Genomic DNA, 15448 nt, shown 5'->3' with positions numbered 1-15448 from the left:
CCGGCCGCCGCATGGGCGTTGGTCTGACATGCTGATCAGTCATCCACCGGAATCGCGCGACGACGAGCCGCAGGGTGCCCGTGCGCATTTCCTTCAGGTGTTTCTGTCCCAGCGTTCGCAAATGGAAGCGCTGGTGAACCGCCGCGTCGGGTGCCGGGCGACGGCGGCGGACCTGGTGCAGGATCTGTTTCTGCGTTTCTGGCGGCGGCCGCTGGTGCAGGTCGAAGAACTCAGCACCTATCTGTTGCGCTGCGCCGGCAACATCGCCATCGACCATTTGCGCAGCGAAGGCACGCGGGTGCGGGTCAACGAAGGCTGGCAACCGGAGGAACCGCACAGCCACGGCAGCGAACCGCAAGCCGCACTAGAAGCCGGCAACGATCTGCGCCACGTTGAAGCGGCGTTGCGCGCCTTGCCCGAGCGCACCCGGCAGATTTTTTTGCTCAATCGCATCCACGGCCGCAGGTACGCGGATATCGCCAAAGCCATGGGCCTGTCCCAAAGCGCTGTTGAAAAACATATGATGCGCGCCCTTGAGGCCTGCAAGGCCAGCCTGCGCGAACCCGCGCCACGCCTGCCAGGGAAAGCACCGTGAACCGATCCGATTCTATTCCCCCGACGCCCGCGCAGGAGCAGGCTGCGCTGGCCTGGCTGAGCCTGTTGCACGACCGGCCGAGCGCTGGCGATCAACTCACGTTCAGCCAATGGCTGCGCGCCGATCCGGCCCACGCCCGGGCGTATGCTCAGGCTCAGGTGATCTGGGAACTGAGTGAAGGCCCGGCACGCACTCTGGCCGATGAAGAGGCTTTCGCATTGCAGGGTTACCTCAACGCGATGGATCGCCCGCGCCGCAAGTCGCTCGTTCGCGGGGCCGGCGTGCTGGCGCTGGCGGCGAGCCTGTTGTTGATGGTCAGCCTTGGAACCGGCTGGCAACCGCAACGCTGGATCGCTGATCTGGGCGCTGACTATGTCTCGGCGCCCGGCGAAATCCGCACCGTGACCCTCGCCGATCAGTCGCAAGTGACTCTGGACGCCGACAGCGCCATCGCCGTGGATTTCAGCCAGGGCGAGCGGCATGTGCAGTTGCGCCGTGGTGCCGGTTTTTTCAGCGTCACCCATACGGGCGCTCCGTTTGTGGTCGAGGCCGAGCAGGGCGAGGCGCGGGTGCTTGGCACGCAATTCGAAGTGCGTCTGCAACCTCACGGCGCGCAGGTCACGGTGTTGTCCGGGCGAGTCGGGGTGACGGCGCAGCGTGAGGGCGAGCAACAGATTCTCACCGCCGGCCAGCAAGTCGCCTATGGTCAGGGCGCTGCGCAAAAATGGCATGCGGTGGACAGCGAAGCGCAACTGGCCTGGCGTCAGGGCTGGCTGACGTATTACAAAACCACGCTGGCCGATGTGGTGCAGGATTTGCGGCGCTATTACCCGGGGCGGATTGTGCTGCTCGACGATGAGCTGGCGGCACGCAAGATCAGCGGCAGTTTTCCGAGCAAGGACCCGCAGGCGGTGTTGAGTTCGCTGCAAGGGGTGTTGGGGTTTGAGCAGCATCAGGTGCTGGGGCATCTGATTATTTTGCGCTGAGGCTTTCGGTCTGGTCGCGCGCAAGCCAGATCCGCCAACACAATTTTTGAAAATATTTTCAGAATGGGGGTGAGGTAAACCACAGGCCCATCCGTGTAGTGACTGAAACTGCGAGTCATTCGCATCCGTTGCGGTTCTACACAGGTCATTGAGCAATGAAGTCCAGGGCAAAATCGGGTTCGGTCAAACAGTGGTTAGGCGTTTCGGCGTTGAGTTTTTCCGCATTGGCGTTGTTGCCGATGAGCGTGGCGCTGGCGGCTGAAGCCGTCAGCAGCCCGGCGCAACAGCCGTTTACTTTCGCCTTGGCTGCCAAACCGCTGCCGCAAGCCTTGAGCGACTTCACCCGTGTCACCGGGCAAAGCGTGGTGTACACCGACGAAGCACCGTATGGCTTCAATGCGCCGGCGGTGAATGGCCAAATGAGTGCCGAACAAGCGCTGCAACGGCTGCTCGCCGGTTCCGGGCTGAACTTCCGTCGTACCGACAGCCACACCCTGGCGCTGGAGCCACAACCCACCGCCGGCGCGCTGAACCTTGGCGCCACTACCATTACCTCGATGCGCGACGATCCGCTGAGCTACCAGCCACCGGAAACCAGTTCGGTGATGCGTTCCTCGGCCTCGCTGCAGGAAATCCCGCAGACCGTCAACGTCATCCCGGCGCAGGTCATCCGCGATCAGACCCCGCGCAATCTCGACGACGCCCTGGCGAATGTTAGCGGCATCACCCAAGGCAACACGCTGGGCAGCACCCAGGATTCGGTGATGACTCGCGGCTTTGGCGATAACCGCAATGGCTCGATCATGCGCGACGGCATGCCGATCGTTCAGGGGCGGGGCATGAACGCCACGGTCGATCGGGTCGAAGTGCTCAAGGGCCCGGCCTCGTTGTTGTACGGGATTCAGGACCCGGGCGGCGTGGTCAATCTGGTCAGCAAGAAACCCGAACTGACTCAATACAATGCCCTGACCCTGCGCGGCTCGACCTACGGCGACGGCAAGAATGGCAGTGGCGGCACCTTCGACAGCACCGGTGCGCTGGGTGAATCCGGCCTGGCCTACCGGCTGGTGCTCGATCACGAAGACGAAGATTACTGGCGCAATTACGGCACCCACCGCGAGACGCTGATCGCGCCGTCGCTGGCCTGGTTCGGCGAGCGCACTCAACTGTCGTTCGGCTACGAGCATCGCGAATTTCTCACCCCGTTCGACCGTGGCACGTTGATCGATCCGCGCACCAACCACCCGCTGGACATCTCGCGCAAGCAGCGCCTCGACGAGCCGTTCAACGACATGGAAGGCCGTTCGGACCTTTATCATTTCGAAGCCGACCACGAGCTCACCGACGACTGGAAAGCTCACTTCGGCTACAGCTGGAACCGCGAAACCTACGACGCCAGTCAGGTGCGCGTGACCGCGATCGACACCAAAAAAGGCACGCTGACCCGCAGCATGGACGGCACGCATGGTGCGATCAGCACCGACCGCTTCACCACCGCCAGCCTCGAAGGCAAGGTCAATGTGCTGGGCATGCAGCATGATCTGGTGTTCGGTGTCGATGACGAGTACCGCAAGATCTATCGTGCTGACCTGATCCGCCAGAAAAGCCTGAGCACCTTCAGCTACACCAACCCGGTGTATGGCCGCGAAGTGGAAGGCACCACGGTCAGCCCGGCGGACAGCGCCCAGACTGATTTGCTGCGCAGTGATTCGGTGTTCATGCAGGACTCGATTCATCTTGATGATCAGTGGATTCTGGTCGCCGGCGGGCGCTTCCAGGAGTACGACCAGTACGCCGGCAAAGGCGTGCCGTTCAAGGCCAACACTGACAGCAATGGACAGAAGTTCGTACCGCGCGCCGGTCTGGTGTATCGCTACACCGACGAGTTGTCGTTCTACGGCAGCTATACCGAGTCGTTTAAACCCAACTCGACCATCGCCCCGTTGAGCGGCAGCAGCACCGTGCTCGACGGCAGCATTGCGCCAGAAGAAGCCAAGTCGTGGGAGCTGGGGGCGCGGCTGGATATACCGGGGCGCCTGACCGGCAACATCGCCCTGTTCGACATCAAGAAACGCAACGTGCTGGTGGCCAACTCGGAAGGCCCGACCACGATCTACAGCGCGGCCGGCGAAGTGCGTTCCCGTGGTCTGGAGCTGGACCTGACCGGACAGCTCAGCGACCGCTGGAGCATGATCGGCAGTTATGCCTATACCGATGCCGAAGTCACCGAAGACCCGGACTACAAAGGCAAGCGCCTGCAAAACGTGGCGAAGAATTCCGGCTCGTTGTCGGCGGTGTATGACTTCGGCAGCGTGATCGGCGGCGATCAATTGCGTGTCGGCGCCGGGGCGCGGTATGTCGGCGCGCGCGCGGGCAACGCGGTGAATGATTTCGACCTGCCGAGCTATACCGTGGCTGACGCGTTCGCCACTTACGACACCAAGGTCGAAGGGCAGAAGGTCAAGTTCCAGCTCAACGTGAAGAACCTGTTTGATCGCACCTATTACACCTCGGCGGCGAGCCGGTTCTTTGTGTCGATGGGTGATGCGCGGCAGGTTTCGCTGTCCAGCACCCTGGAGTTTTAAGGCAAGATCAAAAGCCCCTCACCCTAACCCTCTCCCGGAGGGAGAGGGGACTGACCGAGGTGTGTTGCGCGATACGTCGTCCTGAAACATCGAGTCGATTCTGGATTTATCGAATCGCTTCTGGATTCAGAACAGCACTTTCAGGTCGGTGTAATGCTTGAGCGTCCCCCAATCGGCTCCCTCTCCCTCCGGGAGAGGGCTGGGGTGAGGGGAGGAGGGTTCAACGCAAAAACGCCTGCCGATACTCACCCGGTGTCCCGCCCAGAACCTGCCTGAACCGATTGGTGAAATGACTCGCGCTAGCAAACCCGCACGCCAGCGCAATCTCGCCCAATGGCAACGCCGTCGCGCGCAACAATTCCCGTGCCCGACTCAAACGTCGCGCCAACACATACTGATGCGGCGGCAGGCCGAAACTGGTGCGGAACATCCGCGCAAAGTGGTATTCCGACAGCGCACATAACCCGGCCAGTTGCCCCAGGCTGATCGGCTCGGCCAACTGACTGTCGATGAGTTCCACCAGTTGCCGACGCTGATGCGCTGCCAGTCCGCCCTTCAAACGCAGGCCCTGACGCGCCCCCACCTGGCTGAGCAAGGTATGGCTGATCAGTTCATGGGCCAGGCTGCTGGTCAATAAGCGTTCGCCGGGCTCGTCCCAGTTCAGCGTCAGCAACTGCCGGAAGCGTTGAGCCTGTTGCGGGTCTTCGAGAAAGGTTTGCTCGCGCAGTTGCATTTCCCGAGGCTCGCGATCAAGCAGGGTCACGCAACCGAGGGCAAATTGTTCGGCGCTGAAATACAGATGCGCGAGGCGGATATCGCCATTGATCACCCAGCCCGATTCATGGTCGGCCGGCAGGATGCACAATTTGTCCGGCCCGCCTTTTTGACCAGGTCGATCACGACGAAAGGTGCCGGTGCCTCCGGCGATGTAGCAGGACAACGTGTGGTGGCTCGGCGCTTCATAATCCTGCGCATCGTGGTGGTTGGTCCACAAAGCGGCAGACAAGCCGTCACCGAGCTCGGCGCTGTGCACGAGGCGTGCGTTCGGCGAACTGTTTAGTGCTTGAAAGACTTGCAGGGTATCAATGGCTGCCATGATCGGTTCTCTTCAACGCCTTGCATCCTACTCCGTAGCCTTCGCGCTGCCAGCCTGCCGTCAGACAAAAGCGCAAGATTATGCAAGTGCCTTGACCCGTGTTGCAGCACCCTGACGCTCAATTAAGCGCAAACCCTGTGGCGAGCAAGCTCGCTCGCCACGCAAAAGCGTTTTGCTGTGCCGTATCAGGGAGTATTTGCCATGAATCTGTCGTTGTATCTGCTGACCGTGCTGATCTGGGGGACCACCTGGATTGCCCTGAAATGGCAACTGGGCGTGGTCGCGATTCCGGTGTCTATCGTTTATCGCTTCGGCCTCGCCGCACTGGTGCTGTTTGTATTGTTGCTGCTCAGCCGTCGTCTGCAACCGATGAACCGTCGTGGGCATCTGATCTGCGTGGCGCAGGGGCTGTGCCTGTTCTGCGTCAACTTCATGTGCTTCCTGACCGCCAGCCAGTGGATTCCCAGCGGTCTGGTGGCCGTGGTGTTTTCCACCGCAACGTTGTGGAACGCCCTGAATGCGCGGGTGTTCTTCGGCCAGCGCATTGCACGTAACGTGCTGATGGGGGGGGCGTTGGGGCTGTTCGGTCTGGGTCTGTTGTTCTGGCCGGAACTGGCGGGCCATCAAGCCAGCCCGCAAACCTTGCTCGGCCTCGGTCTGGCGCTGTGCGGCACCTTGTGTTTCTCGGCGGGCAACATGCTCTCGAGCCTGCAGCAGAAGGCCGGCCTCAAGCCGCTGACCACCAACGCCTGGGGCATGGCCTATGGCGCGGCGATGCTCTCGGTGTGGTGCCTGGTCAAAGGCATTCCGTTCGACATGGACTGGTCGCCACGCTACGTCGGCGCATTGCTGTATCTGGTGATTCCGGGTTCGGTGATCGGCTTCACGGCCTATCTGACGCTGGTCGGGCGCATGGGCCCGGAGCGTGCGGCGTACTGCACGGTGCTGTTCCCGGTGGTGGCACTGAACGTTTCGGCGTTCGCAGAAGGTTACCAGTGGACCGCGCCGGCGCTGGTCGGGCTGGTGCTGGTGATGCTGGGCAACGTGTTGGTGTTTCGCAAACCGCGGGTGGCGCCGGTATCCGCTGCTGGCAAACTGGCCTGAGGCAACGGAAGGGAACAACGGGCAGATGTTTCGCAGCGCCTGCCCGTTGTGGTTTCAGCGCTTAGCCGCGCCAGACTTGCGGGTTGACCAGATCCTGCGGGCGTTCGCCGAGCAAGGCGCTGCGCAGGTTGGCGAGGGCGCGGTTGGCCATGGCTTCGCGGGTGTCATGGGTGGCAGAGCCGATGTGCGGCAGGGTCACGGCATTTTTCAGCTGGAACAGCGGCGATTCGGCCAGCGGTTCTTTTTCGTAGACGTCGAGGCCGGCGCCACGGATGCGGTTGTTTTGCAGGGCTTCGATCAAGGCCGGTTCATCGACCACCGGGCCGCGAGAGATGTTGACCAGGATCGCGCCCGGCTTCATCAACGCCAGTTCGCGGTGGCTGATCAGGTGACGGGTCTTGTCGCTGAGCGGCACCACCAGGCAGACGAAGTCGGCTTCGGCCAGTAACTGGTCGAGGCTACGAAATTGCGCGCCGAGTTCTTGTTCCAGTTCGGTCTTGCGGCTGTTGCCGCTGTAGAGAATCGGCATGTTGAAACCGAAGCGGCCACGGCGGGCGACGGCCGCGCCGATGTTGCCCATGCCGACGATACCGAGGGTTTTGCCGTGGACGTCGCAGCCGAACAATGGCGCGCCGACGCTGGCTTGCCATTGGCCGGCCTTGGTCCAGGCATCGAGTTCAGCGACGCGGCGGGCGCTGCTCATGATCAGGGTGAAGGCGAGGTCGGCGGTACTTTCAGTGAGCACGTCCGGGGTGTTGGTGAGCATGATCCCGCGTTCGTTGAAGTAGTCGAGGTCGTAGTTGTCGTAGCCCACCGACACACTTGAGACCACTTCCAGTTTTGTCGCGCTTTCCAGTTGCGCGCGGCCGAGTTTGCGGCCGACGCCGATCAGGCCGTGGGCGTGGGGGAGGGCTTCGTTGAACTGGGCGTTGATGTCGCCGTTCTTTGGGTTGGGGACGATGACGTCGAACTCTTGCTGGAGGTGTTCGATCATGGGCTGGGTGATGCGGCTGAAGGCCAGGACAGTCTTTTTCATCGTTTTTGGCTCTTGTTCGGGCTTGATGCCAAGCAAGCTAACATTTCTGTTTTGGGTTGTCTTGGCGGCCTCTGGGCCGACCATGTTCTTGGGGTTTTGGGGGGGATCCGTTGCTGCGGGTGTTGCTGATTAGGGTTCCGCCCTTACGGCGGGTCACTTTTTACAAACGCCCTAAAAAGTAACCAAAAACGCTTGCTCCTACGTGCGGCCCGCTCGCTGGGGCTCGAGGTTCCTTCGCTCCGGGATCCATCCGGGCGCATCGCCTCCGGTTTGCTTCGCTGCACCTCCTCTCGATGTGTTTGGCTGCGCCAAACGGTCGCTGCGCTCCCACCCCCGGACGAATCCCTCCACTCAGCCTTCCGATGTCGCCCGTGGATCAAGATCAAGAGCTGCAGCCGAGCTTGCGCTCATCCTGTTGAGTGGGGCGGCTGCGCCGCATGGGTTTTACACAAATCAAAACTGACAGCCGATCAATTTTCTAATTGAATGTGCGCAATCCAACTGTTGGGGCTGGCTTGCCAGCGGTGGCGGCCTGACAGCCGACCAATGTTTTGCAGGCTGCATGCGATCCCACTGTAGGAGCCAGCCTGCTGGCGATGGGAACATCGTGCTGGGCTTGTGAGAGCACAGGGTGAGGGCTTTTATTTTGCGGTGAATCTACCCCTCACCCCAGCCCTCTCCCCTAGGAGAGGGGGCCGATTTGTGGGCTTTTCAAGATCTGAATTCGACTCGGTATCGCACGTCGGCGTCATTCTCCCAAACACCTCGGTCAGTCCCCTCTCCCCTAGGAGAGGGGGCCGATTTGTGGGCTTTTCAAGATCTGAATTCGATTCGGTACCGCACGTCGGCGTCATTCTCCCAAACACCTCGGTCAGTCCCCTCTCCGCTAGGAGAGGGGGCCGATTTGTGGGCTTTTCAAGATCTGAATTCGATTCGGTATCGCACGTTGGCGTCATTCTCCCAAACACCTCGGTCAGTCCCCTCTCCCTCCGGGAGAGGGTTAGGGTGAGGGGCTTTTAGCTGTGTGGCGGAGGTTGGGGGATTTCGTGGTTATCCAGCACCCGATTCACGGCCAGTTCGGCGAGCATGATGATTTGCTGGATCGCCAGGATCGTCCGCCGTTGCGGCAGCTCAATGTAGGCGGCGATGTCGCTGGTCATCAGGCTGGCCTGTGCCAGGGATTCGCAGGCGTGGACGAGGAGGCTTTCGTTGTCTTGACCCGGTGCGACCTGGAACATGGTGCTGGGCTTGTGAAAGCGCAGGGTGAGGGCGTTGGGTTTGAGGTAGTGGTCGAGGGCGCGTTCGGCGGCTTCGTGGAATTTCTTTGAGCCGGGGAATTCGTAGGGGGTGGTGTCGTCGGTTTCGGGCGGATTGGGACTGTGTTTGATCATGGCAAATATCCTTTTAAGAAAATGGAGCTGCCATGTTTCGTTTTCCAGGCGAAAGGGGTGGCAGCTGTACGCGGACTGGAAAAACCGGCAAAGGATCAAACCCGGCAGACCCGAAGGTCTCCCACGTACAGCCGCCATAACAAAACTTCGGCGCCGAAAAAACGCGGCATTATGTCATGTGCTGTGATCCTGCGGGTTTTCCAGACCCGGTCGCTGATGCGTCAGCGACACCCAAATCCTAGCCACCGCACTTCCGACGGACAACCTGCAAAACCTGTCGGAAACATCCGCGAAATCGCCGTTTCTGTAGGCTCTGCCGTAGGCTGCGATTAAACATCAAGGACAAAAAATCGCAGCCTGCGGCAGCGCCTGCAGTGAAAGCGGTGTGTTGAAAATCAGTTGGCGACACGCGCGCCGGCGAGGCTGCCGCTTAATTCGTAGGCCGCCAGTTCAGCCTGATGCGCCGCCAGAATCTCCGGCAACGAGCCGCGCAGGTATTCAACCCACGTCTTGATCTTCGCATCCAGATATTGCCGTGACGGGTAGATCGCATACAGGTTCAGCTCTTGCGAGCGGTAGTTCGGCATGACCCGCACCAATGTGCCGTTACGCAAACCTTCGATCGCCGCGTACACCGGCAGCACGCCAACGCCCATGCCGCTGGTGATTGCGGTTTTCATCGCGTCGGCCGAGTTCACCAGAAACGGCGAGCTGTTGATGGTGACCATTTCCTGGCCTTCCGGGCCGTCGAAGGCCCATTTTTCCAGGGGGATCACCGGGCTGACCAGGCGCAGGCAGGCGTGGTTGAGCAGGTCGCTGGGCTTTTGCGCGCAGCCGTTGGCTTTCACGTAGGCCGGCGAGGCGCAGACGATGCTGTAGGTGATGCCCAGGCGTTGCGAGACGAAGCCTGAATCTGGCAGTTCGCGGGCCAGCACGATGGACACGTCATAGCCTTCATCGAGCAGGTCCGGCACGCGGTTGGCCATGGTCAGATCGAAGGTCACGTCCGGGTGGGTCTTGCGGTAGCGGGCGATGGCGTCGATGACGAAGTGCTGACCGATACCGGTCATGGTGTGCACTTTCAATTGCCCGGCCGGCCGCGCGTGGGCTTCGCTGGCTTCCGCTTCGGCTTCTTCGACATAGGCCAGGATCTGTTCGCAGCGCAGCAGGTAGCGTTTGCCGGCTTCGGTCAGGGCGATGCGCCGGGTCGTGCGGTTGAGCAGGCGGGTTTGCAGATGGGCTTCCAGGTTGGAGACCGCGCGCGAGACGTTGGCGGTGGTGGTGTCGAGTTGCACGGCGGCAGCGGTGAAGCTGCCCGCTTCGGCCACGCAACTGAAGGCGCGCATGTTTTGCAAAGTGTCCATGGTGTGCTCTCAAGGGAGATGGCAAATTGTGACACGAAGTTTCAGGGGCTGAGACCCCCGACCAAGGGATTATCTCGTTAACGGTAACAAAGATTCACAGGATTCCCAGCTTATCGCCGTTGGGACGCCCCCCTAGAATTGCGCCGTTGTGGGAATCGGGACGGATACGCCGGTTGGTCAGTTCAATCGAGGTGCCGCTTTTGCGAGCCAGCTCGCTCCCACAGGTTTTGGTTTTTCCCCCTCTTTCAGGAATTCGCAGCTGTGCCGCGTCGCATCAACAGAGCGCTTTTACCGCTCAGTGTTCTGGCTTTTTCCCTGGGTCTCAGCGGCTGCATTTCAACCGAAGGAATTGTCCCTCAGGACAAGGCGCTGGAGGCCAGTGCGCTGGTCACCGATGACGCCATCGCCCACGCCGCCCGTGACGCCCACTGGCCCACCGCACAATGGTGGCAAGCCTACGGCGACCCGCAACTGAACCGCTGGATCGACCTTGCCGTTCAAGGCAGCCCGAGCATGGCCATGGCCGCCGCGCGGGTGCGTCAGGCCAAAGCCATGGCCGGTGTCGCCGAAGCCGCCGAGTCGCTACAGATCAAGGGTGAGTCGACCCTCAAACGGCACAACTGGCCAACCGATCAGTTCTATGGGCCGGGTGAGCTGGCCAATACCACGACGTGGGACAACAACGCGGCGCTGGGTTTCAGCTACGCCCTCGATCTGTGGGGCCGTGAAAGCAACAGCAGCGAGCGGGCTGTCGACCTGGCGCACATGAGCGCGGCCGAAGCGCGGCTGGCGCAACTGGAATTGCAGAACAACATCGTGCGCGCCTACATCGAGTTGTCGCTGCATTACGCCCAGCGCGACATCGTCGCCGCGACGCTCAAGCAGCAGCAACAGATTCTCGACCTCGCGCAGAAACGTCTGGACGGCGGCATCGGCACGCACTTCGAAGTCAGCCAGGCGCAAACGCCGTTGCCGGAAACCCATCGGCAACTCGATGCACTGGACGAAGCAATCGCCCTGAGCCGCAACCAGATCGCTGCGTTGGCGGGTAAAGGCCCGGGCGAGGGCGCGCAGTTGCAGCGGCCGTCGCTGTCGCTGGGGGCTGCGTTGAAATTGCCGTCGGCATTGCCCGCCGAGTTGCTGGGGCAGCGCCCGGACGTGGTTGCCAGTCGCTGGCAGGTGGCAGCGCAGGCGCGCGGGATCGACGTCGCGCACGCCGGGTTTTATCCCAACGTCGATCTGGTCGGCAGCCTCGGCTACATGGCCACCGGCGGCGGGGCACTGGAGTTTTTGACCGGCAAGAAACTCAACTACAACGTCGGCCCGGCGATCTCCTTGCCGATTTTCGACGGTGGGCGGCTGCGTGCCGAACTGGGTGAGGCATCTGCCGGGTATGACATCGCCGTGGCGCATTACAACCAGACGCTGGTGAATGCGCTGAAGAACATCTCCGACCAGTTGATCCGCCGCGAGTCGATGGACAAGCAGCAAGGCTTTGCCGCCGAGTCGGTGGCCACGGCGCAGAAGACCTACGACATCGCGATGATTGCCTATCAGCGTGGCCTCACCGATTACCTCAACGTGCTCAATGCGCAGACGTTGCTGTTCAAGCAGCAACAAGTGCAGCAGCAGGTGCAGGCGGCGCGGTTAACGGCGCATGCCGAGCTGGTGACGGCGCTGGGTGGCGGTCTCGGGGCTGGCAACGATGTACCGACTGCCGAGCAAACCCAGGCCCCGAAAACCCCGGTTCTCCTGCGTTGAACACACAACCTGTGGGAGCGAGCTTGCTCGCGAAGAGGGAGTGTCAGCCAGCACATTGGTTGCCTGACTCACCGCATTCGCGAGCAAGCTCGCTCCCACAGGATCCCGGTCCGACCCGACTTTTCTGAGCAGAATTCATGACTCCCTTGCCCGCACCTTTGCGCTGGCTCTACGCCCTGGAATGGCGCCGTGGTTTTTTCGACTGGGCACGCAGCGATGGCGTGACCTGGGTCTACATCTTCAAGGTATTGCTCGCCGCGTTCCTCACGCTGTGGCTGGCGATGCGTCTGGAACTTCCGCAGCCGCGCACCGCGATGATTACGGTGTTCATCGTCATGCAACCGCAGAGCGGGCAGGTGTTTGCCAAGAGTTTCTATCGCTTCCTCGGCACCCTGGCCGGGTCGGCCATGATGGTCACGCTGATCGCGCTGTTCGCGCAGAACACCGAACTGTTCCTGGGGGCGCTGGCGATCTGGGTCGGTATCTGCTCGGCCGGAGCCGCGCGCTGCCGTAACTTCCGCGCCTACGGTTTTGTCCTCGCCGGCTACACCGCCGCGATGGTCGGGTTGCCCGCGCTGGCGCACCCGGACGGCGCGTTCATGGCCGCCGTGTGGCGCGTGCTGGAGATCTCGCTGGGGATTCTCTGCTCGACCGTGATCAGCGCCGCAATCCTGCCGCAAACCGCCAGTGCGGCGATGCGCAACGCCTTGTATCAGCGCTTCGGCGTGTTTGCCCTGTTCGTCACCGATGGCTTGCGCGGGCGCAGCAAGGCCGAGGCCTTCGAAGCCAGCAACGTGCGCTTCATCGCCGAAGCGGTGGGCCTGGAAGGGTTGCGCAGCGTGACGGTGTTCGAAGACCCGCACATGCGTCGGCGCAACGGTCGCCTCAGTCGCTTGAACAGCGAGTTCATGGGCATCACCACACGCTTCAACGCCTTGCATCAGTTGCTCGAACGCCTGCGCGGCAACGGTGAAGAGCACGTGGTGGCTGCGATCAGACCGGGCCTGCAGGACCTGGCCGAAGTGCTCGACGGTTTCAGCGGCCGCGCCCTGACCAGCCCCGACGCCGCACGCCTGGCGATGGCGCTGGCGACCTATAAGGAAGGCCTGCCGACGCGGGTGCGAACCTTGCGCGCCATCTTTCAGGAGCGCGAACCGAGCGACGCCGAGCAACTGGATTTCCACACCGCGTACGAACTGCTCTATCGCTTTGTCGACGACTTGCACAGTTACGCCCAGACCCACGCGTCGCTGGCCGATCACCACCACGAACGCGAGCGTTGGGACGAGCCGTTCACCCCGCAAACCAACTGGTGGGCCGCTGCGGCTTCGGGGATTCGCGCCTCGTTCATCCTGATCGTGCTGGGCAGTTACTGGGTTGCCACCGCGTGGCCGAGCGGCGCAACCATGACGTTGATTGCCGCCGCCACCGTAGGCTTGTCTGCTGCCACACCCAACCCGAAACGCATGGCGTTCCAGATGGCGTGCGGCACCTTCCTTGGTGCGTTGATCGGCTTCGTCGAGATGTTTTTCATCTTCCCGTGGATCGACGGTTTTGCGCTGCTGTGCGTGATGCTCGCACCGGTGATCGTGCTCGGTTCGTTCCTCACTTCGCGGCCGCAATACGCCGGGGTCGGCCTCGGTCTGCTGATTTTCTTCAGCACCGGTTCGGTGCCGGACAACCTGACCGTCTACAACCCCTACACCTTTATCAACGACTACATCGCGATGGTCATGGGCATGCTGGTCTGCGCGGCAGCGGGCGCAATTATTCTGCCGCCGAACAGTCGCTGGTTATGGCGGCGGCTGGAGCAGGATCTGCGCGGTCAGGTGGTTTATGCGATCAGCGGCAAGCTCAAGGGCCTGGCGTCGAGTTTCGAGAGCCGCACCCGCGATTTGCTGCATCAGGCGTATGGGCTCGCCGCCGGGCAGCCGACCGTGCAAAAGAACCTGCTGCGCTGGATGTTCGTGGTGCTCGAAGTCGGCCACGCGATCATCGAGTTACGCAAGGAGCAGGCGATTCTGCCGGTGCACCCGGCCTATGCCGAATCGCAGCCGTGGCGCCAGGCGATCCGCGTGATGGGCCGGGCGCTGGTGCGACTGTTCCTGCAACCGAACCAGAGCAATCTGGAGCGCGCACTGGTGGCGGTCGATCACGCAATCAGCCGGGTTGCCGCCACCGACGAGCCGTTCGCGCCGCACTTCGACACCTCGGCCCTGCGTCGGGTGAAGAGCTACCTGCACTTTATCCGCACCTCGTTGCTCGACCCGCAATCCCCACTCGCGGCCTATGCCGTCGCCAAGCCCGAAGGACTTGCCCATGCCTCGTGAAATCGCCTTCCACGGCGTGTACATGCCGACCATGACCCTGATGTTTTTCATCGCTGCGGCGCTGGCCTGGGCGCTGGACCGGTTCCTCTCGGGGTTCGACCTGTACCGCTTCTTCTGGCACCCGGCGCTGCTGCGCCTGAGCCTGTTTACCTGTTTGTTCGGCGCGATGGCGCTGACTGTTTACCGTTGACTCTCTATCTCTGAAGAAGGCCCTGATGAAAAAGTTTTTCAGCCTGCTCGCGACCCTGCTGGTGCTGGCCCTGGCGCTGTGGATCGGTCGCTCGTTGTGGGAGCACTACATGAACACCCCGTGGACCCGCGATGGTCGGGTGCGTGCGGACATCATCAACGTCGCTGCCGACGTCACCGGTGAAGTGATCGACGTGCCGGTGCGTGACAACCAGTTGGTGAAGAAGGGCGATTTGCTGATGCAGATTGATCCCGAGCACTACCGCATCGCGGTGAAGCAGGCGCAGTCGCTGGTCGCCTCGCGCAAGGCCACCTGGGAAATGCGCAAGGTCAACGCCCATCGCCGCGCCGACCTCGACAATCTGGTGATCTCCAAGGAAAACCGCGACGACGCCAGCAACATCGCCGATTCGGCACTGGCTGACTATCAACACGCGCAGGCGCAACTCGAGGCGGCCGAGCTCAATCTCAAACGCACTGAAGTGCGTGCGGCGGTGGATGGCTACGTGACCAACCTCAATGTGCATCGCGGTGACTATGCGCGTATCGGCGAGGCGAAGATGGCCGTGGTCGACATGAATTCGTTCTGGGTTTACGGCTTCTTCGAAGAGACCAAACTGCCGCATGTGCGTGTGGGTGACAAGGCCGACATGCAACTGATGAGCGGCGAAGTCTTGAAGGGCCATGTGGAAAGCATCTCGCGCGGCATCTACGACCGCGACAACCCGGAGAGCCGTGAATTGATCGCCGATGTGAACCCGACGTTCAACTGGGTGCGTCTGGCGCAGCGAGTGCCGGTGAGGATTCACATTGATCAAGTGCCGGAGGGCGTTTTGTTGGCGGCAGGGATTACGTGCACAGTGGTGGTCAGTCCGTTGGAATAAGAAGTTACTCGCGAGGAAGGGAGTCTTCGCGAGTAATGCTTATTGTTTTAAGCAACTAATGATAGTTGTTTGAGTTGGTCGATTGTAAGTATCTGTTGAATTTACGTTTACAGCATTTTTGATGTGT

The 15448-nt window shown here is 61.5% G+C and carries 12 protein-coding genes; 8 read left to right on the top strand and 4 right to left on the bottom strand.

What is annotated here, in order from left to right:
- The first annotated feature begins 28 nt into the window (after positions 1–28).
- From PseuLF5_RS24855 to PseuLF5_RS24845, 3 genes are all read left to right on the top strand, one after another.
- Complete coding sequence (locus tag PseuLF5_RS24855; RefSeq protein WP_340134909.1) at positions 29–595, top strand: RNA polymerase sigma factor; 567 nt, start codon at positions 29–31, stop codon at positions 593–595.
- Entirely contained in the window at positions 592–1581 is a 990-nt protein-coding gene (locus tag PseuLF5_RS24850; RefSeq protein ID WP_340134908.1) for a FecR family protein, read from the top strand. Before PseuLF5_RS24855 ends, PseuLF5_RS24850 begins: the two co-directional genes overlap by 4 nt.
- A gap of 155 nt (positions 1582–1736) precedes the next feature.
- Positions 1737–4166 (top strand): TonB-dependent siderophore receptor, encoded by a 2430-nt coding sequence (locus PseuLF5_RS24845; protein ID WP_340134907.1) that lies wholly within the window; start codon positions 1737–1739, stop codon positions 4164–4166.
- A 220-nt stretch (positions 4167–4386) separates the two neighbouring features.
- On the opposite strand, the gene PseuLF5_RS24840 is transcribed toward PseuLF5_RS24845, so the two are convergent.
- The gene (locus tag PseuLF5_RS24840; RefSeq protein ID WP_340134906.1) at positions 4387–5262 is read right to left on the bottom strand and encodes an AraC family transcriptional regulator; all 876 of its coding nucleotides are present in this window, start codon (positions 5260–5262) and stop codon (positions 4387–4389) included.
- Positions 5263–5463: 201 nt separating this feature from the next.
- Here PseuLF5_RS24840 and PseuLF5_RS24835 point away from each other — a divergent pair, with 201 nt between their 5' ends.
- A complete protein-coding gene (locus PseuLF5_RS24835) occupies positions 5464–6366 on the top strand; it encodes a DMT family transporter (RefSeq protein ID WP_222833627.1) in 903 nt (300 codons plus the stop codon).
- A gap of 61 nt (positions 6367–6427) precedes the next feature.
- Here the strand turns inward: PseuLF5_RS24835 and PseuLF5_RS24830 are convergent, their stop codons facing one another.
- The 3 genes from PseuLF5_RS24830 to PseuLF5_RS24820 form a co-directional block, all read right to left on the bottom strand.
- Positions 6428–7402: a 2-hydroxyacid dehydrogenase gene (locus PseuLF5_RS24830; RefSeq protein ID WP_340134905.1), complete on the bottom strand. Its 975-nt coding sequence runs from the start codon at positions 7400–7402 to the stop codon at positions 6428–6430.
- 1016 nt (positions 7403–8418) lie between these two features.
- On the bottom strand, positions 8419–8793 hold the full coding sequence (locus PseuLF5_RS24825; RefSeq protein WP_340134904.1) for a DUF6124 family protein: 375 nt from the start codon (positions 8791–8793) through the stop codon (positions 8419–8421).
- Positions 8794–9188: 395 nt separating this feature from the next.
- Positions 9189–10157, bottom strand: coding sequence for a LysR family transcriptional regulator (locus PseuLF5_RS24820; protein WP_103305180.1), 969 nt, complete (start codon positions 10155–10157; stop codon positions 9189–9191).
- A 261-nt stretch (positions 10158–10418) separates the two neighbouring features.
- Here PseuLF5_RS24820 and PseuLF5_RS24815 point away from each other — a divergent pair, with 261 nt between their 5' ends.
- From PseuLF5_RS24815 to PseuLF5_RS24800, 4 genes are all read left to right on the top strand, one after another.
- Positions 10419–11918, top strand: coding sequence for an efflux transporter outer membrane subunit (locus PseuLF5_RS24815; RefSeq protein ID WP_340134903.1), 1500 nt, complete (start codon positions 10419–10421; stop codon positions 11916–11918).
- A 137-nt stretch (positions 11919–12055) separates the two neighbouring features.
- On the top strand, positions 12056–14248 hold the full coding sequence (locus PseuLF5_RS24810; protein WP_123464813.1) for an FUSC family protein: 2193 nt from the start codon (positions 12056–12058) through the stop codon (positions 14246–14248).
- The gene (locus PseuLF5_RS24805) at positions 14238–14438 is read left to right on the top strand and encodes a DUF1656 domain-containing protein (protein WP_015096751.1); all 201 of its coding nucleotides are present in this window, start codon (positions 14238–14240) and stop codon (positions 14436–14438) included. Before PseuLF5_RS24810 ends, PseuLF5_RS24805 begins: the two co-directional genes overlap by 11 nt.
- 25 nt (positions 14439–14463) lie before the next feature.
- Complete coding sequence (locus tag PseuLF5_RS24800; RefSeq protein WP_123464815.1) at positions 14464–15321, top strand: efflux RND transporter periplasmic adaptor subunit; 858 nt, start codon at positions 14464–14466, stop codon at positions 15319–15321.
- Positions 15322–15448 lie beyond the last annotated feature (127 nt).

Origin of the sequence: Pseudomonas sp. LF-5, from assembly GCF_037626295.1 — a bacterium.
GTDB classification, from domain to species: domain Bacteria; phylum Pseudomonadota; class Gammaproteobacteria; order Pseudomonadales; family Pseudomonadaceae; genus Aquipseudomonas; species Aquipseudomonas monsensis.
Note: the sequence above shows the minus strand (reverse complement) of the source record. Positions and strands in the feature narration are given on the sequence as shown.

Bases quoted from the DNA above. Each gene is read 5' to 3' on its own strand.
- PseuLF5_RS24840 (WP_340134906.1), bottom strand. From the start codon at position 5,262: ATGGCAGCCATTGATACCCTGCAAGTCTTTCAAGCACTAAACAGTTCG.
- PseuLF5_RS24830 (WP_340134905.1), bottom strand. From the start codon at position 7,402: ATGAAAAAGACTGTCCTGGCCTTCAGCCGCATCACCCAGCCCATGATC.
- PseuLF5_RS24835 (WP_222833627.1), top strand. From the start codon at position 5,464: ATGAATCTGTCGTTGTATCTGCTGACCGTGCTGATCTGGGGGACCACC.
- PseuLF5_RS24810 (WP_123464813.1), top strand. From the start codon at position 12,056: ATGACTCCCTTGCCCGCACCTTTGCGCTGGCTCTACGCCCTGGAATGG.
- PseuLF5_RS24855 (WP_340134909.1), top strand. From the start codon at position 29: ATGCTGATCAGTCATCCACCGGAATCGCGCGACGACGAGCCGCAGGGT.
- PseuLF5_RS24805 (WP_015096751.1), top strand. From the start codon at position 14,238: ATGCCTCGTGAAATCGCCTTCCACGGCGTGTACATGCCGACCATGACC.
- PseuLF5_RS24845 (WP_340134907.1), top strand. From the start codon at position 1,737: ATGAAGTCCAGGGCAAAATCGGGTTCGGTCAAACAGTGGTTAGGCGTT.
- PseuLF5_RS24800 (WP_123464815.1), top strand. From the start codon at position 14,464: ATGAAAAAGTTTTTCAGCCTGCTCGCGACCCTGCTGGTGCTGGCCCTG.
- PseuLF5_RS24820 (WP_103305180.1), bottom strand. From the start codon at position 10,157: ATGGACACTTTGCAAAACATGCGCGCCTTCAGTTGCGTGGCCGAAGCG.
- PseuLF5_RS24825 (WP_340134904.1), bottom strand. From the start codon at position 8,793: ATGATCAAACACAGTCCCAATCCGCCCGAAACCGACGACACCACCCCC.